Here is a 17625-nt window from a genome sequence, read left to right on the forward strand (position 1 = left end):
GGGGTCAGATCGACCAGGCGGGCTCGGGCATGCGGGTCGTCGGGGCGGTCGACTGGGCACCGGCGCTCTCGATGAGGGCGTCCAGGGCCGCCTTGACGGCCGGCACGCGCTGCAGGTCGGAGGTGGTGACCGCCATGATCGTGCGGCGCGACGCCGGGGTCATCGGCAGGGCCACGACGTCCTCGTGGTGCACCGTGCGCAGGATGAGGTCGGGGATGAGCGCGACGCCGAGGCCCTCCGCGACGAGCCCGAGGACGGCGACGTAGTCCTCGGTCTCGTAGGCGACGTCGGGGCGGAACCCCGCGGCGTCGGCGAGCTGCAGCAGGTGGCCGCGGCAGCGCGGGCACCCGGCGATCCACGGGTCGCCGGCGAGGTCGGCCATCTGCACCGACTCCTGGTCGGCGACCGCGTGGGTGCGGGGGACCGCGAGCCGCACCTCGTCCTCGAGCAGCGGGGTGATGACGTAGGCGTCGAGGTCCTCCTCGCCGCGCCCGACGTCGGTGCCCTCGTAGGCGAAGGCGATCGCGAGGTCGCACTCCCCGGCCCGCAGCGCCGCGATGCTCTCGGGCGGCTCGGCCTCGCTGAAGCTGATGCTCACGTCGGGGAACCGCGCCTTGACCAGCGCCAGGGCCCGCGGCACGAGCGTGGCCGACGCCGACGGGAACGCCATGAGGCGCACCCGGCCGCTGCGCAGCCCGGCGATGGCGGCGACCTCGTCCTCCGCGGCGTCCAGGGCCGCCAGCACCGGCCCCGCGTGCCGGGCGAGGACGCGGCCGGCCTCGGTGAGCCGGACGTTGCGGCCCACCCGCTCGACGAGCACGGTGCCGGTGCGCTGCTCGAGCCGGCGCACCATCTGCGAGATCGCCGGCTGGGTGTACCCGAGCGCGGCGGCGGCCGCGGTGAAGCTGCCCTCGTCGGAGATGGCGCGCATGACACGCAGGCCCGCGGCGTCGATCATGCCCTCATCGTATAAGGATCCGTTATGGACGAGACGGACCGAACGCCCCGGCCGTGCTCCGGGGATACTGGGGCCATGCCGGAGCCCGCCTCGACACCGCCCGCCGGCGCGCCGCTGACCCGCACCGACGACGCCGCCGTCCCCGCCTGGGCCACGAGCCAGCCGCCCCCCGAGGCGCGCAGCCCGGAGGCCGTCGACCGCCTCGCCGCCGTGCTGCGCGCCCACCCCGGCGCGCTCGTGCTCACCGGCGCCGGGATGTCCACCGACTCCGGCATCCCCGACTACCGCGGCCGCGACGGCACCCGCCGGGTCATGCCGATGCAGCACGGCGAGTTCTGCGCCAGCACCGAGAACCGCCGCCGGTACTGGGCGCGCTCGTTCGTCGGCTGGCAGCGCTTCTCGCGGGCCGCGCCGAACGCCGGGCACCGGGCCGTCGCCGCGCTCCAGCGCACCGGGGTCCTCGGCCCGGTCCTCACCCAGAACGTCGACGGCCTGCACCAGGCGGCCGGCAGCCCCGACGTCACCGAGCTGCACGGCTCGCTCGCCGACGTCGTGTGCCTCACCTGCGGCGACCGGTCCGACCGCGAGCAGCTGCAGGCCCGGATGGTCGTGGCCAACCCCGGCTTCGAGACCCTCGTGCGGGGCGAGGCCGCGGACGGGTCACGGGTCAGCAGCCAGATCCGCCCCGACGGCGACGTCGTCCTCCCCGACGCGGCCGTCACCGGGTTCCGGCTGCCGCTGTGCCTCGTCTGCGGCGCCGACACCCTCAAGCCCGACGTCGTGTTCTTCGGCGGATCGGTGCCACGCGAGCGGGTCGACGCCTGCTACGCGCTCACCGACGCCGCGCCCGCGCTGCTCGTCCTCGGCTCCTCGCTGGCCGTCATGTCGGGGCTGCGCTTCGTCCGGCACGCGGCCCGCCGCGGCATCCCGGTCATGGCCGTCACGCGGGGGCCGACCCGCGGCGACGGGCACATGACGCTGCGGGTCGACGCCGCGCTCGCGCCGACCCTGGAGCGGCTCGCGCGGGCGGAGGCGGCATGACCGAGATCGCGCTGCGGACCGCTGGTCCCGCCGACCTGCCCGCGATGACGGCCATCTACAACGAGGCCATCGAGCGGACGACCGCCACCTTCGACGTCGAGCCGCGCCCCGACGACAACTACGCGGCGCGCGTCGCCTCGACCCGCCCCGGCGACCACGTGGTCGTCGCCGAGGTCGACGGCGTCGTCGCCGGCTACGCCTTCAGCAACACCTACCGGGCCCGGCCGGCCTACGACGGGACCCGCGAGGTCTCGGTCTACATCGCCGAGGACGCCCGCGGCCACGGCCTCGGCCGGCTGCTCTACGCCGACCTGCTCGCGCGGCTCGACGCCGACGGGGTGCACACCTGCGTCTCGGTCATCGCCCAGCCGAACCCGGCGAGCGAGGCCCTGCACCGGGGCGCCGGCTTCGAGCACGTCGGCACGCTGTGCGAGGTCGGCTTCAAGCTCGGCCGGTGGGTCGACACCGCACTGTGGCAGCGGATGCACCCGGACCTCCCGGCGCCCTCTCCCGAGTAGGGATCGAGGGTCCGGACGGGGCGGGCCGTCACTCGGGGCGGGGCTCGTGGATCGGCTCCTTCGGCAGCCGCTTCACCTTGCGGGTCCGGCGGCGCCGGCTCGGGATCATCGAGCGCATCTCCTCGAGCTTGCCGAAGCACAGCAGCCGGTCGCCGGCCTGCAGCACGTGGTGCCCGTTCGGGTTGGGGATGACCGCGGTGCCGCGGTGCAGCGTCAGCGCGGTGATGTCGCGCTCCCGCAGCCCGGACGAGGCGAGGGTCTTGCCGACGAGGTCGGAGGCCTCGAGCACCGCGATCTCGGCGACCCCGTAGCCCGTCGAGACGGTGAGCCGCTGCCGCACGTCGATCTCGGGGAAGGCGACCTGGTTGTCGATGAAGTCGATGATCGCGCCCGCGACGTCGAGCTTGGTCGCCGTCTCGATGCCCTCGAGCCCGGGGGAGGAGTTGACCTCCATGACCTGCGGCCCGTCGTCGCCCTCGAGCATGTCGACCCCGGCGACCCGCAGCCCCATGATCTGGGCCGACCGGACCGCGGCCTTCTCGAACTCGGGGTCGAGCTCGACCGGCTCGACGGAGCCGCCGCGGTGGACGTTGGACCGGAACTCGTCGCCCTTGGCGACCCGCCGCATCGCCGCGACCACCCGGTCGCCGACGACGAGGGCGCGGATGTCGCGGCCCTTGCTCTCGGCGACGAACCGCTGGATGAGGACGTTCTGCTTGGTCGACTGGAGGGTCTCGATGATCGCCTCGGCGACCTTGATCGTCGGCGCGAGGATGACCCCGATCCCCTGGGTGCCCTCGAGGAGCTTGATGACGACCGGCGCCCCGCCGACCCGCTCGATCGCGGGGATGACGTCGGCCCGGTCGCGCACGAACGTCGTCGGGGGCATCCCGATGTGGTGGCGCGACAGGATCTGGGTGGCGCGCAGCTTGTCCCGCGAGTTGGCGATGCCCCACGACGTGCTCGGGGTGTAGACGTCCATCTGCTCGAACTGGCGGACTACCGCGGTGCCGAAGTACGTAATCGAGTTGCCGATGCGGGGCAGGATGGCGTCGTACGTCGAGAGCCGCTTGCCGCGGAACTGCAGGTCGGGTTCGTCCCCGGACAGGTCGATGCCGAAGCGCAGCGTGTTGAGCACCTTGACCGCGTGCCCGCGGTCTTCGGCGGCGGTGCGCAGCCGCTGCGTACTGTACGAGCGAGGTGCGCGAGAGAGGATCGCGAGCTTCATGACATCCCACAGGAGAGGACGGACGGTGACGGAGCACCATTCCTACACCCTGGCCGGGTGGCGTGAGTGGGTCGGCCTTCCCGACATCGGGGTCCCGTGGGTCAAGGCGAAGCTCGACACGGGCGCGCGCTCGTCCTCGCTGCACGCCTTCGACCTCGAGGAGCTCGACCGCGACGGCCTTCGGTGGGTGCGGTTCACGGTCCGGCCGTGGCAGCGCTCCGAGGCCGACGCCGTGCAGGTCGAGCGCCCGGTCCTGGACGTCCGTGAGGTCCGCTCGTCGTCGGGGCACAGCGAGGAGCGGTACGTCGTCGCGCTGGACCTCACCCTCATGGGGCGGCAGGTGCCCGCCGAGATGACGCTCGCGCGGCGTGACGAGATGGGCTTCCGGATGCTCGTCGGCCGGGAGGCGCTGCGGCAGGGCTTCGCCGTCGACCCCGGCCGGTCCTACCTCGGCGGGCGGCCGCCGCTCGCGCTGCGGCGACGCAACCGGGGGAAGGGCTGATGGCCCGGGCGGCGCGGCCGTCATTCGAGATCGGGCCGGTGCGGGTGCGCGCGGGGCGGCAGCAGTCGCTGGCGCTGCCGATCACCCGGCTCGTCACCGGCGCCGACGTCGACCTGCCGGTGCGCGTCGTGCACGGGCGGCACGAGGGGCCGACGGTCTGGGTCGACGCCGCCATCCACGGCGACGAGGCGGTGGGGGTCGAGGTCGTGCGCCAGGTGCTCGCCGACCTTGACCCGAAGTCGTTGCGCGGCACCCTGATCGCCGTGCCCATCGTCAACGTCCTCGGCTTCATGACGGGCAGCCGCTACCTGCCGGACCGCCGCGACCTCAACCGGTCGTTCCCCGGCGCGCCGCGCGGGTCGCTCGCCGGCCGGATCGCGCACCTGTTCATGACCGAGGTCGTCGACAAGTGCGAGGTCGGCATCGACCTGCACACCGGCTCGGACCGTCGCACGAACCTGCCGCAGATCCGCGCCGACCTCGAGGACCCGCGCACCCGCGAGCTCGCGGCGGCGTTCGGGGCCCCCGCGATGCTCCATGCCAAGCTGCGTGACGGCTCGCTGCGCTACGCCGCCCGCGAGCGGGGCGCGAAGGTGCTGCTCTACGAGGCGGGGGAGGCGTGGCGGATGGACGGCTGGGCGGTCGACGCGGGGGTGCTCGGCGTCCGCCGGGTGCTCGCCGCCCTCGGGATGACCGACCCGGTCGAGGAGGAGCCGCCGCCGCCGTCGGCGGTGTCGTGGCGCAGCGGCTGGGTCCGGGCGCGCGGGACGGGGATGCTGCATCTCGAGGCCGACCTCGGGCAGCGGGTCGTCGAGGGGCAGCGGCTCGGCGGGCTGTTCGACTCGTTCGGCAAACGGGTGCGTCTCGTCCACGCGAACCGCACGGGGATCGTCGTCGGCCGGACCGAGGCCCCGCTCGTCAGCTCCGGGGACGCCGTCGTGCACATCGCCGAGGTCGAGGACTGAGCGGCCGCCGGGCCGTCCGGGGCGGACGGCCCGGCGGGCCGGCTCAGACCCGGCGCAGGACCGCCGTGACCTTGCCGAGGATCGTCGCGTGGTCGCCGTCGATCGGGTCGAAGGCCTCGTTGTGCGGCATGAGCCAGACCTTGCCGTCCTTGCGCTTGAACGTCTTGACGGTGGCCTCGTTGTCGAGCATCGCCGCGACGATGTCGCCGTTGTCGGCCACCACCTGCTGCCGCACGACGACCCAGTCGCCGTCGCAGATGGCGGCGTCGACCATCGAGTCGCCGACGACCCTGAGGAGGAAGAGCGAGCCCTCGCCGACGAGCTGCTTCGGGAGCGGGAACACGTCCTCGACGCTCTCCTCGGCGGTGATGGGCACACCCGCCGCGATCTGGCCGAGGACCGGGACGTACGAGGCCTCGGGGCGCTCGTCGTGGATGCCGGTGACGTCGACGTCGTCGTGCTCGACCTCGGGGGCCCGGCGGTACCCGCCCTCGTCGGCGTGGTCGGGGGAGAGGACCTCGATGGCGCGCGGCCGGTTGGGGTCGCGGCGCAGGTAGCCCTTGCGCTCGAGCGCGGACAGCTGGTGCGCGACCGAGCTGGGGGAGGTGAGGCCCACCGCCTCGCCGATCTCGCGCATGCTCGGCGGGTAGCCGCGCCGGTCGATGGCGTTGCGGATGACCTCGAGGACCTTGCGCTGACGGTGCGTCAGCTCGCCGCCGTCCCCGCGGTCGGGCATCTCGTGGATGTCGGCGTTCCTCGGACGTGCCATCTCGACCCCTTCGCTCGTCCGGCGCTCAGCTGCGCGCGGAACCGTGGTGAACATGCAGGTCAGCCGGGCTGTCGGTGGCGACGTGCAGGCTGATGCGCATGAGACGAGAGTACGCGGGTCGTACAGGAGATTCAAACATTCTTTCGACGCGTGTCTTGAACGGGTCGAACATCCGTGCTACAACTCGTACAGACGTTCTATCGAACAACGGTTCGACGGTCCCCGTGGCCGCCGGGATGGAGGACATGATGAGCGCGATCGCCTGGGAGCCCACCGAGGGCTACGCCGTCCCGCTGCCGAGCCGTCCCCGGCTCGTCGTGCTTCCCGGTGGCGCGGCCGCCGCCTCGCCGGCCGGCGGGCTGCGGATCACGGCCCGGGGCCGGTTCGTCCTGCTCGCCCTCGCCGTCTTCGTCCTGGCCGCCGTGCTCGGGGTCGGCGGGGTCGGGGGCGCGGGCGCCGCGTCCGCCGAGCACACGGTCACCGTCGGCTCCGGCCAGACCCTCTCCGAGGTCGCCGCCACCGAGCTGCCGGGCATGTCGGTCAGCCAGGGCGTGCTCGCCATCCAGCTCGCGAACGGGTTGAACACCGCGCAGGTCAGCGCGGGCCAGCAGCTCGTCATCCCGCGCGGCTGACCCCGATCGACCGCTCCCGGAGGCAGGGCCGGGAGCGGCCATCTCTCTGAGTCCCTCGACCCGGCTCAGGACGCCGGAGGGCGTCACCCCCCGTGCAGGAGGGGTGGCGCCCTTCGTGCTGCCGGGGTGTCCGGGAGGGGGCCTCGGCGGGTCGCCCCGCCGTGGGGCCGGGCCCGCCGGTCGTCCGAACGGTGGATGGGGGATCCACCGAGCCGCCCGACTGCGGCGCTGGACGGCCGGGTCCGGGGGCGGATCGGCCCCCCGCGGCTGCGCCCCACCCGAGACTCCCGGTATGCGCCCTCGACGGCGGAGTACCTACCGCATCTCGCACCACCCGGTCGTCCACTGTGGCGGCACTGGGCGGTGGCTGTGGGCGTGTGGGTGCGGCGCTCGAGGAGTTGCGACCTCCGGTGGCTGGCACGGTGCGTTTACGGCGGCGCTCGTGCACCAGAGCCTCAGTCCGGGGGAGTAGGCGTGCGGCCCGGGGGCAACAGAGGGTCCCCGGGCTGCACGCCTCGTCACCGTCACACTCGCCGACGGTGACGACCATTTGCAGGGGCGCGGGCCCGACGTCACACGTGACGGCGGGCCCGCGCACTGCTGTCCCGACCGGCTCACCGCGCCACCGACCTCCTCCGGGAAGACAAGGCTGGTCCTCTGCGTTGTGTAGTGGTGTAATGAAGTAAGCACTGCAAGGGAGTAGCCATGAACAGGCTGGAGATGCACCCCACCGACGGTCGTAGAGCGGACGGGACCCCGCGAGGCGGCGGAAGCCCCGGGCGGGGCCCGCGGGGCGGGCGCCCCGGGCCCGGCGGCGGTCGCGGCCGCGGTCGCGGTTTCGGGCGCCCGGGCGGCTGGCAGCAGGGCGACCTGCCGCCGGCCGACGACGCGCAGGCCTGGTTCGCCGGGCGCCTGCCGGACGGCTGGTTCGACGAGGTCGAGGTGACCGTGGACCGCGAGGAGATCGTCGTCGTCGGCGCCCTGGCCGGGGTCGCGCCCGACACCGAGGCCGCGGCGGCCGAGGGCCGGCTCGCCCGGTTCCGCGCCGACACCCGCGAGCAGCGGATGGCGGTCGCCGAGGAGGCCCAGGCCCGCTACGGCCGGACCGTCTCGTGGGGCGCCCGGGCCGGAGGCACGACTGCGCTGTTCACCCATCTCGCGGTCCCCGTCATGACCCGGCTGCGCCAGCCGGAGCGCGCGGTGCTCGACACCCTCGTGGACGCCGGGGTGGCCCGTTCGCGCAGCGACGCGCTGGCGTGGTGCGTCCGGCTCGTCGGCGAGCACACCGAGTCCTGGCTCGGCGAGCTGCGCGAGGCGATGGCCGAGGTCGACAAGCTCCGCGCGAGCGGCCCCGACCTCTGAGCGCCCCACCTCTCAAGCGTCTCGACCAGTGAGGGCCTCGACCCCCGAGGGCCTCGACCCCGAGGACGGCGGCCACTAGCGTGCCGGGATGAGGGCTGCCGTCACGACTGCTTACGGGCCGCCGGACGTCGTCATGGTGACCGAGGTGCCCGACCCGGTCCCCGGCCCCGCCGACCTTCTCGTCCGGGTGCACACGAGCACCGTCAACCGCACCGACTGCGGGTACCGCGCGGCCCGCCCGTGGTTCATCCGGGCGATCTCGGGGTGGCGCGGCCCGAACACCCCGGTGTGGGGGACCGAGTACGCCGGCGTCGTCGAGCAGGTCGGGTCGGAGGCGGTGGGGTTCGCGCCGGGCGACACCGTGTTCGGGTACTGCGAGGGGCGGTTCGGGGCGCACGCCGAGCTCGTCGCCGTGCCCGCCGACTGGATGGTCGCGACGGTCCCCGGCGGGGTCGACCCGGCCACGGCGGCTGCGTCGACCGAGGGCGGCCACTACGCGCTCAGCTTCGTCCGGCGCTCCCGGGTGCGCGCCGGCGACCCCGTCCTCGTCCACGGCGCGACCGGCGCGATCGGCTCCGCCACCGTCCAGCTGCTCGCCGACCTGGGTGCCGAGGTGACCGCCACCGCGCCGACGGCCCACCTCGACCTCGCCCCGCGGGCTCGGCGCCTCGCACGTCGTGGACTGGCAGCGCGAGGGGCTCGCCGCGGCCACGGGGCCGTTCGCGGCGGTGCTCGACACCGTTGGCAAGAGCACCTTCTGGGCGTGCCGCCCCCTGCTGCGGCCGGGCGGGGTCTACCTGTCCTCCGAGCTCGGGCCGGGGTGGCAGAACCCGCCGCTCGCCTCCGTCACCCCGCTCTTCCGGGGGCGGCATGTGAACTTCCCGGTCCCGCAGGACGGCCCGGAGGTCATGGCCTTCCTGCGTGACCGCCTCGCCAGTGGCGCGTACAGCCCGGTACTGGACCGCACCTTCGACCTCGAGGACATCGTCGAGGCGTACCGCTACGTGGAGTCCGGCCGGAAAGTGGGCAACGTGCTACTGCGGGTGGCCCCCGCCACCTGAGCCGCCGCGTGCCTGCTGCTCAGCCGAGACGCCGGCGCATGACGAGCCGGGGCATCCCCGACGCGACGGCCTCGGTGGTGCCGACCACCTCGAACCCGACCTTCTCGAACATCGACCGGGTGCCGACGAAGGCCATCGTCAGGTCCATGCGTCGGCCCGCCGGGTCGACCGGGTAGGCCTCGACGGCGGGCGCTCCGCGCGAGGCGGCGTACGCGACCGCGCCCTCGAGCAGGGGGGTCGTGACGCCCTGCTTGCGGTGGCCGCCGCGGACGACGACGCAGACGATGCTCCACACCGGCAGGTCGTCGACGGGCTGGATCTTCGTGCTGTGCACGAGCCGGGGGTTGTCGGAGCGGGCGCCGATGTTGCACCAGCCGACGGGCACCCCGTCCTGGTAGGTGACGACCCCCGGCGGGTCGTCCCGTTCGCAGAGCCGGCGCATCGCCTGCTCGCGGCTGCCGCCGCCGAGCTCGTCGATGTCGCGCTGGCGCAGCCGGTGAGCCAGGCACCAGCAGTGCGTCGCGCGCCGGTTCGGGTTGACGACGTCGGCGAAGTCCTCGAACCGGTCGGGGGTCACGGGGTGGGTGGTCCAGGCCATGCCCCAGCGAACCACCCGGCTGTGACAGCGGCCACCTCGACACCGCTCGCCGGTCCCGCGAGGATGGAGGCGTGCGCTCCGCCCGAGCAGACGGCGCCGCCGGCCGACCGGACGCCGGGGGCGGGGACCGATGAGCACCGACGACGTCGTCACGGTCCGGGGCCTGGTCAAGACCTTCGGCGCGGTGCGGGCCCTCGACGGTCTCGACCTCGCGGTGGCCCCGGGGGAGGTGCACGGCTTCCTCGGGCCGAACGGCGCCGGCAAGTCGACGACGCTGCGGGTGCTCCTCGGGCTGGTCCGGGCCGACGCCGGGTCGGTACGGCTCCTCGGGGGCGACCCGTGGCACGACGCGACCCGCCTCCACGGACGTCTTGCCTACCTCCCCGGTGACGTCTCGCTGTGGCCGGGCCTGACCGGTGGCCAGTGCCTCGACGTCCTCGCGGCAGCGCGCGGCGGGCTCGTCGAGTCACGCAGACGCGAGCTCGTCGAGCGCTTCGACCTCGACCCGACGAAGCGGGCGCGCGACTACTCCAAGGGCAACCGGCAGAAGGTGGCCCTGGTCGCCGCGCTCGCCGCGGACGCCGAGCTGCTGCTGCTCGACGAGCCGACGGCGGGGCTCGACCCGCTCATGGAGCGCACCTTCCAGGACGTCGTCCACGAGCGGCGAGCGGACGGGGTCACGGTGCTCCTGTCGAGCCACCTCATGGCCGAGGTCGAGGCCCTCGCCGACCGGGTGAGCATCATCCGGCACGGCCGCACGGTGACCACCGGCTCCCTCGCCGACCTGCGCCGGCACACCCGCACGACGGTGCACGCCGTCACCTCCACCGAGCCGACCGGTCTGCGAGCGGTCACCGGCGTCGCCGACCTCGTCATCGAGCCTGCTGGCCCGCACACCGACGTCCGGTTCTCCGTCGACGCCGACCACCTCGACGACGCCGTGGGCCGGCTGCACGCCGCCCGGCTGCACACCCTGACGGTCCAGCCGCCGAGCCTGGACACCCTCTTCCTGCGCAGCTACGACAGCGATGCGCCCGGCGCGCCGCCGGACGACGGTGCGCACGCCGGCCGGGTTGACGACAGCATCCCCGAGGTCGACGGCCGGCACCGGGCGGGCCGGGGCGCGCGATGACCGGCCTGGGGCCGCTGCTGCGCATCCGGTGGCGGACCATGCGGCGTAGCGCTCTCGTCTGGGTCCTGGCCCTGGTCGGCACGATGGCCGCCACCGCGGTCTCCGTCGCCGAGCTCTACGACACCCCGACGAAGGTGCAGACGTACGCCGACGCCATCGCCACCGACGCGCTCGTCGCCGTCAACGGCCGGGTCGAGGGCCTGGACACCCTCGGCGGCATCGTGCAGGACGAGTTCGGCTTCCTGGCCGCCTTCCTCATGCCGCTGCTCGGGGTCGGGCTCGTCACCGCCGCCACCCGGCGCGAGGAGGAGAGCGGGCGGCTCGAGCAGCTGCTCGCCGGGCGGGTCGACCGGCGGGCGCCGGTCCTCGCGTCGCTCGTCGTCGTCGTCGTGACCGTCGTCGTGACGATGGTGGGCTTCGCGGTCTCGCTCGTCGCGGCAGGCGTGCCCACCGAGGGCTCGGTGCTGTACTCCCTCTCGCTCGGCGCGCTGGCGCTGGTGTTCGCGGCGCTCGCTGCGCTGCTGGCGCAGGTCGTCCTCCACGCGCGCGCCGTGTACGGCGTAGCGCTCGCCGTTCTTGCGGTCGCCTACGTGTTCCGCGGGGTCGGCGACGTCCGGGGCTGGTGGGTCGTCTGGCTGTCGCCGCTCGGGTGGGCCGAGCGCACCGCGCCGTTCGGCGAGCCCCGCTGGTGGGTGCTGCTCGTGCCGCTCGTCGTCGCGGTCCTGCTCGCGGGCGCTGCCGTCGTGCTGGCCGCCCGCCGCGACCTCGGCAGCGCGCTGTGGCGCGGCGGCGCCGGGCCCGAGCGTGCGTCCACGCTCCTGCAGCGCCCGCTCGGTCTGGCGTGGGCGTTGCAGCGCGGCTCGTTCGTCGGCTGGCTCGTCGGGTCGACGGTGCTCGCCGCCGTCATGGGGTCGCTCGCCCAGGAGGTCGTCGACGCGCTCACCGGCAACCCGGCCCTGGAGGTGTACATCAGCCTCGGCGACGACCCCGCGGACGGCTTCCTCGCGATGGTCGTCCTCTACCTCGCGATCCTCGGGATCGGCTACGTCGTGCAGGCCCTCGGCATCCTGCGCCAGGAGGAGACCGAGGGCCGGCTCGAGCCCCAGCTCGCCGGCACGGTCGCCCGCACCCGCTGGCTCGGCGCCCACCTCGGCGTCGTGCTCGCCGGGCTCGTCGTCATCCTCGGGGCGTCCTCGGCGGTGCTCGGGCTCACCTCGGCGTCGGTGACGGGTGTCGGGTCGGTGTGGCCGGTCGTGGGGGCCGGGCTCGCGTACGTCCCGGCGGTCATCGTCGTCGCCGGGCTGGCCGCCGCCCTCTTCGGGCTGCTGCCGCGGGGCTACGTCGCCGCCTGGGGCGTCTTCGGGGGCGTCACGTTCATCGCGTTCCTCGGCGCCGGGCTGCAGATGCCGCAGTGGCTCCTCGACGTCTCACCGACGACGCACGTCGGCACCCCGCCGCAGGGTGACGTCTCGGGGGTCGCGCTCGCCGTCCTCGTCGTCGTCGCGGCGGCGCTCACCGCGGCCGGTGTCGTCGGCTTCCGCCGGCGCGACGTCCCGCGCGGCTGACGCCGGACCGTAGGGTCTGCGCCGTGCGCGTCGTCTCCCTCATCCCGTCCGCCACCGAGATCCTCTTCGCGATCGGCGCGGGCGACGACGTCGTCGGGGTGACGTTCGAGTGCGACCACCCCGAGCAGGCCCGCAGCCGCCCGGTCGTGTCGACGACCACGCTGCCCGAGGGGCTCACGCCCCGCGAGATCGACGACGCCGTCGCCGCGGCCGTGGCCGCCGGGGAGGACCTGTACCGGCTCGACGCCGGCGCGCTCGCCGGGCTGGACGCCGCCCTCGTCGTCACCCAGGACCTCTGCGCGGTGTGCGCGCTCGACGTCGCGACGGTCGACGAGGCGCTGGCCCATCTCGGGTGTACGGCCGAGGTCGTCACCGTCGACCCGCACACCCTGGACGAGGTGTTCGACTCGGTGCTGACGATCGGGCGGGCCGTCGGGCGCGCGGACGCGGCCGCCGAGCTCGTGGCCGGCTGCCGGTCGCGGCTCGAGGCCGTGGCCCTGCGGGTGGCGGGCCGGTCGCGGCCGCGGGTCGCCGTCCTGGAGTGGACCGACCCGCCGTACGCGCCGGGGCACTGGATCCCCGAGATGGTCACGCTCGCCGGCGGCGAGTGCGTGCTGGGGGAGGCGGGCCAGCGGTCGCGCCGCGTCACGTGGGAGGACGTGCGGGCGGCCGGGCCGGAGGTCGTCGTCGTCGCGCCGTGCGGGTTCGACCTGGACGGGGCTCGGGCCCAGGCGGCCGGGCTCGTCGGGTCGGGGCTGCTGCCCGACGGTGTGCTCGTCTACCCGGTGGACGCGAACGGGCTGTGGGCGCGCCCGGGGCCCCGGCTCGTCGACGGCGTCGAGGAGCTGGCGGCGGCGCTGCACCCGTGAGTGCTGGGGTCGGGTGGCTCGCCCGACCTCAGCCGCGCTTGCGGGATCGGCGCTCGTGCCCGTGGTGGTGCTCGCCGAGGCGGGCCCCGAGGGCGGTGAGCCCGACGAGCACGACGTCGAGGATCGGCGCGGGCTGGTAGCCCTCGGTCGGTCCCCGGCGTGAGAACCGGGAACAGTCGGTGTAGCGGCCCAGCGGGCCTTCCATCTGGTATCCCATGGTGACGCGGTCCTCCCCAGGTGCGTCCGGTGTGGCTCTGACACGACGAGCGTGACACCGACCGGGGTGCCGCACAGCCGAGTGCCCGAGGTCTCGTCCGTTCGGTGTATCAACGGTCGCCGTTCGGCGGTCCTCGTCACATGAGGACCACGACCCGCCGGCGGACCGCCCGCCGCAGCCACCACCCGAGCGTCACGTGTGACGCCCAGGGGCGGTGGCACTGGCTGTGCCCGTGCGGGGCCGGCGCGTTCGGCGGGTCCGGTCCGACGGACTGGCACTGGATCGTCACCGCGGCGCTCGTCCACGAGGGTGCGACGCCGGGGGAGTGACCCCCGCCGAGTGGGACCTGCGAATGGCTCGATCGGGCCGTTGACAGCGGCTCTCGGGGAGGCGGACAGTCCGGAGGATCACGTTCGTGTGGGGACTGACGACCGGGGCATGGGGCAACGGAGCGGGCCCGTGTCGAACGCGCCATCGAGGAGGTCACGATGCGAAAGACGCTGTCCACGGCGGCCGGGCTGGCCCTGGCCGCGACCTGTCTGGCGGCCGCTCCGGCCCACGCCGACCCGCCCGCCTACTTCGACATCACGCTCCAGTGCGACGGGGAGACCTTCGCCGTCTCGGTCGCCGGGAACGGGGACTGGACGCCCGCCCACGACCTGAACAGCCCGCTCGTCGGGGTCCCGATCGCGTTCGGCGAGTTCACGGGCACGTTCACGCCGACCGACGGCGAGCCCGAGACCTTCACGGAGCCGGCGTACGCCAAGCCCAACGTGCCGCGGACCCGCAATCTCATCGTCGACTGCACGTACACCGTCGCCGGCGAGTTCGAGGACGGGAGCTTCACGGGGTACGGATCGGTGACGCTCATGGTGCCGCGGGTCCACTGAGACGGAACAACGCCGGCGGGAGCCTCGGCTCCGCCGGCGTCGTCCCTACTGCTCGGGGATGTACGTCGGTGCCGGCACCCCGTTGCCGGTGAGCAGGTCGCAGCGGACCAGCTGTTCGTCGACCCGCTCGAGGACACAGGTCAGGGGGCTGGCCTGCTGGGTGGGCGTGCCCGGGTCCTGGCGCGCGGCGGCCGGGACGGCGGTGAGCGGCAGGACGAGCAGCATCCCGATGAGAGCGGCCGTTCTGCGGAGCTGTAGACGGTTCACGATGACTCCTCGGTGGTGGTGTTGCTGACGGATCCACCGTCCTGCCGGCGGCCCCATCCCCACATCCGGTGCACCCCCTCAGATCGGCCCGTGCACCCCTCAGATGTGTCATGGACTCCGTGGCATGCCGTCGGGACACTGGAGAGATGGCGGCGACCGCCCTGGTCGGACGCGCGGAGGAGCTGCGGGACCTTTCCGAGCTGCTTCGTGGTGCCCACGACGGGCGTTTCGGGGCGCTCGTCATCCACGGGGACGCCGGGATCGGGAAGACGACCCTCGTGCGAGCCGCCTGTGCCGCAGCGGATTCGGCGGGAGCGCTGGCCCTGTCCGGGTCGTGCCTGCCGCTGACCTCGGTGGCGGTGCCGCTCATCGGTCTGCGCAGTGCGGTGCGGGGGCTGCCCGCGGAGCAGCGGCCGGATTTCCTCGGGACCCCCGGTGCGGCGCTGCTCGCCCCGGTGGCCTTCGACGAGTGGCTCGGTGAGCAGACCGGGGCCGGTCCGGTGGTCCTCGCCGTGGACGACCTGCACTGGGCGGACGACGAGACTCTCGATGCGCTGCTCTACGTCCTCGCCGGCGCCCCGCAGCGGCGGCTCGCGGTGCTGCTCACCGTCCGTTCCAGCGACGTGGGGCCTGGGCACCGGGTGCGCGGCTGGCTCGCGGACGCCCGCCGGCTGCCGGGGGTCGGCGAGCTCCGTCTCGGGCCGCTGAGCCGTGACGAGCTGGCGGAGGAGCTGGCCCTGGTGCTCGGCGCGCCCGCGCACTCGACGCTGGTCGACGAGGTCCACGCCCGCAGCGGAGGCAACCCGTACTTCGCGCGCCTCCTCGTCGACGGGCTGGACCCGTCGAGCTCCGCCTTGCCGCAGCACCTGCCCGAGGCGCTGAGCGCTGCCGCCGTCCGCAGCTGGGGGGTGCTCTCGTCGGACGCCCGGCGCCTCGTCGTCACCGTCGCCGTCGGCGGGCGGCCCGTCCGCGGCGTGTCGCTGACCCGGGTCACCGACATCGCCGACCTGCCCGACCCGGGGCCGGCGCTGCACGAGGCGGTGGACGCCGGGATGCTCGACGTCGCCGACGACGGGGTGTACTGGTTCCACCACCCGCTGCAGGCCGAGGCCCTCGAGCAGGGGCTCCTCCCCGAGGAGCGGCGGATCCTGCACGCCGGGTTCGCCGCCGGGTACGAGGCGGAGGTCGGGAGTGACCCGTCGGCCGAGCTCGCGGAGACCGTGTCGGACCACTATGCGCTGGCCGACGACGACGCCCGGGCCTACGCCTGGGCGGTCCGCGCGGCCGACCTCATGCTCGCCGCCGGCGACGACGTCGGCCGGCTCCGGATGCTGCGCCGGGCGGCCGACCTGCGGCCGCGCGTGGACACGGCGACCGAGTCGCTCGCCGACCTCGTCGAGGGGCTCCGCCGGTCCGCGCGCTCCATCGGCGACTGGGAAGCCGAGCTGGCCGCCACCGACCGGTTGCGGGAGCTCGTCGACCCGGCGGTGGACCCGCTGCGCGCCGCCGTGCTCACGGCCTGGCGGTTGATGGTCGGCTTCCGGCTCGGGCGTCCGGATGACCCCGAGGAGCTGGATGCCGCTCTGGCGCTGAGCGCCGACCACCCGGGGGTGTGGCAGCGGGCTGTCGTCCTGTGCGAGTACTCCCGCAGGCTGCTGTGGACGGGGGACACCGAGGGCGGCTGCGCGGCGGCGGCGGAGGCGCTCGCGATCGCCGACGCCGCACCGGTGGTGACCGACGCCTCCGAGGCCGACGAGTGGGCCCGGGCCAGGGCCTACGCGTTCGGGCAGCAGATCATGGCGGACACCTTCGCCGGCGAGTGCCCCGGTCGGGCCGACGAGCTGTGGCATCGCGCGGTCGAGGCAGCCGGCCCGGTGGCCGACGGGGTGACGATCCTGCACGCGACGTTCTGGGACGCCAACTGCCGGTCCGACTACACCCCGGAGATGGCCGCGATCATCGACCGGGGCCGCCGGGTCCTCGAGGACATCGGGGCGCCACAGCGCTACGTCGCGTGGCTCTCCGCCGGCATCGCGTCGACGCTCTGGTTCCTCGGCGATGTCGAGGAGACACAGGCGCGGCTCCGCGTCGCGCTCGGGGCCGACGCGGGCCGGGCCGGGAACTACCTCGCCCGGCTCACGGCCGCCGTCCTCGCGTCGTCGCAGGGGAGGCAGGCCGAGGCCGACGCCCACCTCGCGCGGGCCCGCGAGCTCATCCCCGACGAGGACTCCACCCCGAACTTCGCGACGGCCGCTGCCGTGACGACGGTCCTTCTGCACCGCGGTGACCTGCCTGGTGCGGCGGAGGTCGCCGCGGCGGCGATACGGGCACCCGGCGCCCGGCCGACGTGGTGCGAGTGGCTGGCGCCGCTCGCGGCCCGCGCCCTGGCGGACCTCGTCCGGCGGGAGGCCGACGCCGGGCACGACCCCGGTGGCCCGCGCGCCCGGCTGGCGGCGCTCCGCGCGGACTTCCCGCACGTGCTCGAGGACGCCGGGCTGGGGGCAGAGCCGTACCGGCGGATGCTCGACGCGCTCGACGCCCTGTACGACGCCGAGGTCGCCCGGGCCGGACTGCTCGAGGATGTCGCGGGGCTGTTCTGCCGGGCGGCGGACCTGCTGTGCGAGGCGTCCCTCGACTGGGACGCCGCCTACGCGTCGTGGCGGGCGGGGGAGGCGCTGCTGCGGCGTGGGGACGCCGACGGACGTCGCCAGGCTGCGGCGGTGCTGCGACGGGGGCACGGGATCGCGGTGCGGCTGGAGGCAGCGCCGACGCGAGGGGCGATCGAGTCGCTCGCGCGGTCGGCGCGTATCTCGTTGGCAGTCGTGACAGGGCCGGATGAGTCGCCGCCCGGGATGCGGCTGACCCCGCGTGAGCGGGAGATCCTGGCGTACGTCGTCGCCGGGCGGACCTACGCCGAGATCGCCGGCGCGCTCTTCCTCAGCGAGAAGACGGTGAGCTCGCACATCTCGAACCTGCTCCACAAGACGGGCACCGCGAACCGCGTCGACCTCGCCGCGTGGGCCTCGCGCGGGACGGAGGGGCGGTGAGAGG

Annotated in this window: 18 protein-coding genes and 2 pseudogenes; 14 read left to right on the plus strand and 6 right to left on the minus strand. The window is 74.6% G+C overall.

Translation table 11 applies throughout. From position 1 onward, the window contains the following. Window positions 1-4 precede the first annotated feature (4 nt). A complete protein-coding gene (locus Q0963_RS02590; RefSeq protein ID WP_299442034.1) occupies window positions 5-958 on the minus strand; it encodes a LysR family transcriptional regulator in 954 nt (317 codons plus the stop codon). A gap of 75 nt (window positions 959-1033) precedes the next feature. Between Q0963_RS02590 and Q0963_RS02595 the strand changes: the two genes are divergently transcribed. Further along, complete coding sequence (locus Q0963_RS02595; protein ID WP_299442036.1) at window positions 1034-1999, plus strand: NAD-dependent protein deacetylase; 966 nt, start codon at window positions 1034-1036, stop codon at window positions 1997-1999. Beyond that, on the plus strand, window positions 1996-2517 hold the full coding sequence (locus Q0963_RS02600; protein ID WP_299442038.1) for a GNAT family N-acetyltransferase: 522 nt from the start codon (window positions 1996-1998) through the stop codon (window positions 2515-2517). The genes Q0963_RS02595 and Q0963_RS02600 overlap by 4 nt, the downstream gene beginning before the upstream one ends. Window positions 2518-2545: 28 nt before the next feature. On the opposite strand, the gene Q0963_RS02605 is transcribed toward Q0963_RS02600, so the two are convergent. Beyond that, window positions 2546-3745 (minus strand): RimK family alpha-L-glutamate ligase, encoded by a 1200-nt coding sequence (locus Q0963_RS02605; RefSeq protein WP_299442040.1) that lies wholly within the window; start codon window positions 3743-3745, stop codon window positions 2546-2548. A 25-nt stretch (window positions 3746-3770) separates the two neighbouring features. Between Q0963_RS02605 and Q0963_RS02610 the strand changes: the two genes are divergently transcribed. Together Q0963_RS02610 and Q0963_RS02615 are read left to right on the plus strand one after the other, a co-directional pair. Continuing rightward, complete coding sequence (locus tag Q0963_RS02610) at window positions 3771-4247, plus strand: RimK/LysX family protein (RefSeq protein WP_299442043.1); 477 nt, start codon at window positions 3771-3773, stop codon at window positions 4245-4247. Then, a complete protein-coding gene (locus tag Q0963_RS02615) occupies window positions 4247-5212 on the plus strand; it encodes a succinylglutamate desuccinylase/aspartoacylase family protein (protein ID WP_299442046.1) in 966 nt (321 codons plus the stop codon). The genes Q0963_RS02610 and Q0963_RS02615 overlap by 1 nt, the downstream gene beginning before the upstream one ends. Before the next feature lie 43 nt (window positions 5213-5255). Here the strand turns inward: Q0963_RS02615 and lexA are convergent, their stop codons facing one another. After that, window positions 5256-5981, minus strand: a complete 726-nt coding sequence (lexA, locus tag Q0963_RS02620; RefSeq protein WP_299442049.1) for a transcriptional repressor LexA — start codon at window positions 5979-5981, stop codon at window positions 5256-5258. Between the two features lie 248 nt (window positions 5982-6229). Here lexA and Q0963_RS02625 point away from each other — a divergent pair, with 248 nt between their 5' ends. The 4 genes and pseudogenes from Q0963_RS02625 to Q0963_RS02640 all read left to right on the plus strand — a co-directional run. Next, window positions 6230-6613: a LysM peptidoglycan-binding domain-containing protein gene (locus Q0963_RS02625; RefSeq protein ID WP_299442052.1), complete on the plus strand. Its 384-nt coding sequence runs from the start codon at window positions 6230-6232 to the stop codon at window positions 6611-6613. Window positions 6614-7318: 705 nt separating this feature from the next. Continuing rightward, window positions 7319-7975, plus strand: coding sequence for a hypothetical protein (locus Q0963_RS02630; protein WP_299442055.1), 657 nt, complete (start codon window positions 7319-7321; stop codon window positions 7973-7975). A gap of 133 nt (window positions 7976-8108) precedes the next feature. Further along, a pseudogene (locus Q0963_RS16545) lies at window positions 8109-8288 on the plus strand (NAD(P)-dependent alcohol dehydrogenase); the annotation flags it as partial. A gap of 358 nt (window positions 8289-8646) precedes the next feature. Further along, window positions 8647-9036: pseudogene (locus Q0963_RS02640) on the plus strand (zinc-binding dehydrogenase); the annotation flags it as partial. A 19-nt stretch (window positions 9037-9055) separates the two neighbouring features. Here the strand turns inward: Q0963_RS02640 and Q0963_RS02645 are convergent. After that, window positions 9056-9634: an N-acetyltransferase gene (locus Q0963_RS02645; protein ID WP_299442061.1), complete on the minus strand. Its 579-nt coding sequence runs from the start codon at window positions 9632-9634 to the stop codon at window positions 9056-9058. 130 nt (window positions 9635-9764) lie between these two features. Here Q0963_RS02645 and Q0963_RS02650 point away from each other — a divergent pair, with 130 nt between their 5' ends. The 3 genes from Q0963_RS02650 to Q0963_RS02660 are packed head-to-tail and all read left to right on the plus strand — an operon-like array spanning window position 9765 to window position 13200. Then, window positions 9765-10766, plus strand: coding sequence for an ABC transporter ATP-binding protein (locus Q0963_RS02650; RefSeq protein ID WP_299442064.1), 1002 nt, complete (start codon window positions 9765-9767; stop codon window positions 10764-10766). Between the two features lie 38 nt (window positions 10767-10804). After that, on the plus strand, window positions 10805-12331 hold the full coding sequence (locus Q0963_RS02655; RefSeq protein WP_299442066.1) for an ABC transporter permease: 1527 nt from the start codon (window positions 10805-10807) through the stop codon (window positions 12329-12331). Window positions 12332-12354: 23 nt separating this feature from the next. Continuing rightward, window positions 12355-13200: a cobalamin-binding protein gene (locus Q0963_RS02660; protein ID WP_299442069.1), complete on the plus strand. Its 846-nt coding sequence runs from the start codon at window positions 12355-12357 to the stop codon at window positions 13198-13200. Window positions 13201-13228: 28 nt separating this feature from the next. On the opposite strand, the gene Q0963_RS02665 is transcribed toward Q0963_RS02660, so the two are convergent. Continuing rightward, the gene (locus Q0963_RS02665) at window positions 13229-13417 is read right to left on the minus strand and encodes a hypothetical protein (RefSeq protein WP_299442072.1); all 189 of its coding nucleotides are present in this window, start codon (window positions 13415-13417) and stop codon (window positions 13229-13231) included. A gap of 140 nt (window positions 13418-13557) precedes the next feature. Between Q0963_RS02665 and Q0963_RS02670 the strand changes: the two genes are divergently transcribed. After that, complete coding sequence (locus Q0963_RS02670) at window positions 13558-13746, plus strand: hypothetical protein (protein WP_299442075.1); 189 nt, start codon at window positions 13558-13560, stop codon at window positions 13744-13746. A gap of 159 nt (window positions 13747-13905) precedes the next feature. After that, window positions 13906-14307 carry a hypothetical protein gene (locus Q0963_RS02675; RefSeq protein ID WP_299442078.1) on the plus strand — a complete coding sequence of 134 codons (402 nt, stop codon included), beginning with the start codon at window positions 13906-13908 and terminating at the stop codon, window positions 14305-14307. Between the two features lie 45 nt (window positions 14308-14352). Here Q0963_RS02675 and Q0963_RS02680 read toward each other — a convergent pair whose 3' ends face one another. Beyond that, the gene (locus tag Q0963_RS02680) at window positions 14353-14574 is read right to left on the minus strand and encodes a hypothetical protein (protein ID WP_299442081.1); all 222 of its coding nucleotides are present in this window, start codon (window positions 14572-14574) and stop codon (window positions 14353-14355) included. Between the two features lie 146 nt (window positions 14575-14720). On the opposite strand from Q0963_RS02680, the gene Q0963_RS02685 reads away from it, so the two are divergent. Continuing rightward, window positions 14721-17621 carry an AAA family ATPase gene (locus Q0963_RS02685; RefSeq protein WP_299442084.1) on the plus strand — a complete coding sequence of 967 codons (2901 nt, stop codon included), beginning with the start codon at window positions 14721-14723 and terminating at the stop codon, window positions 17619-17621. Window positions 17622-17625: the final 4 nt, after the last annotated feature.

The organism is uncultured Phycicoccus sp. (assembly GCF_947495705.1).
Lineage (GTDB): Bacteria > Actinomycetota > Actinomycetes > Actinomycetales > Dermatophilaceae > Phycicoccus.

What these genes read in the sequence shown, in the direction of transcription:
- Q0963_RS02675 (WP_299442078.1), top strand. Translation starts at nt 13,906, where the DNA reads ATGCGAAAGACGCTGTCCACGGCGGCCGGGCTGGCCCTGGCCGCGACC.
- Q0963_RS02595 (WP_299442036.1), top strand. Translation starts at nt 1,034, where the DNA reads ATGCCGGAGCCCGCCTCGACACCGCCCGCCGGCGCGCCGCTGACCCGC.
- Q0963_RS02630 (WP_299442055.1), top strand. Translation starts at nt 7,319, where the DNA reads ATGAACAGGCTGGAGATGCACCCCACCGACGGTCGTAGAGCGGACGGG.
- Q0963_RS02650 (WP_299442064.1), top strand. Translation starts at nt 9,765, where the DNA reads ATGAGCACCGACGACGTCGTCACGGTCCGGGGCCTGGTCAAGACCTTC.
- Q0963_RS02645 (WP_299442061.1), bottom strand. Translation starts at nt 9,634, where the DNA reads ATGGCCTGGACCACCCACCCCGTGACCCCCGACCGGTTCGAGGACTTC.
- Q0963_RS02665 (WP_299442072.1), bottom strand. Translation starts at nt 13,417, where the DNA reads ATGGGATACCAGATGGAAGGCCCGCTGGGCCGCTACACCGACTGTTCC.
- lexA (WP_299442049.1), bottom strand. Translation starts at nt 5,981, where the DNA reads ATGGCACGTCCGAGGAACGCCGACATCCACGAGATGCCCGACCGCGGG.
- Q0963_RS02615 (WP_299442046.1), top strand. Translation starts at nt 4,247, where the DNA reads ATGGCCCGGGCGGCGCGGCCGTCATTCGAGATCGGGCCGGTGCGGGTG.
- Q0963_RS02600 (WP_299442038.1), top strand. Translation starts at nt 1,996, where the DNA reads ATGACCGAGATCGCGCTGCGGACCGCTGGTCCCGCCGACCTGCCCGCG.
- Q0963_RS02670 (WP_299442075.1), top strand. Translation starts at nt 13,558, where the DNA reads ATGAGGACCACGACCCGCCGGCGGACCGCCCGCCGCAGCCACCACCCG.
- Q0963_RS02625 (WP_299442052.1), top strand. Translation starts at nt 6,230, where the DNA reads ATGAGCGCGATCGCCTGGGAGCCCACCGAGGGCTACGCCGTCCCGCTG.
- Q0963_RS02605 (WP_299442040.1), bottom strand. Translation starts at nt 3,745, where the DNA reads ATGAAGCTCGCGATCCTCTCTCGCGCACCTCGCTCGTACAGTACGCAG.
- Q0963_RS02685 (WP_299442084.1), top strand. Translation starts at nt 14,721, where the DNA reads ATGGCGGCGACCGCCCTGGTCGGACGCGCGGAGGAGCTGCGGGACCTT.
- Q0963_RS02655 (WP_299442066.1), top strand. Translation starts at nt 10,805, where the DNA reads ATGCGGCGTAGCGCTCTCGTCTGGGTCCTGGCCCTGGTCGGCACGATG.
- Q0963_RS02590 (WP_299442034.1), bottom strand. Translation starts at nt 958, where the DNA reads ATGATCGACGCCGCGGGCCTGCGTGTCATGCGCGCCATCTCCGACGAG.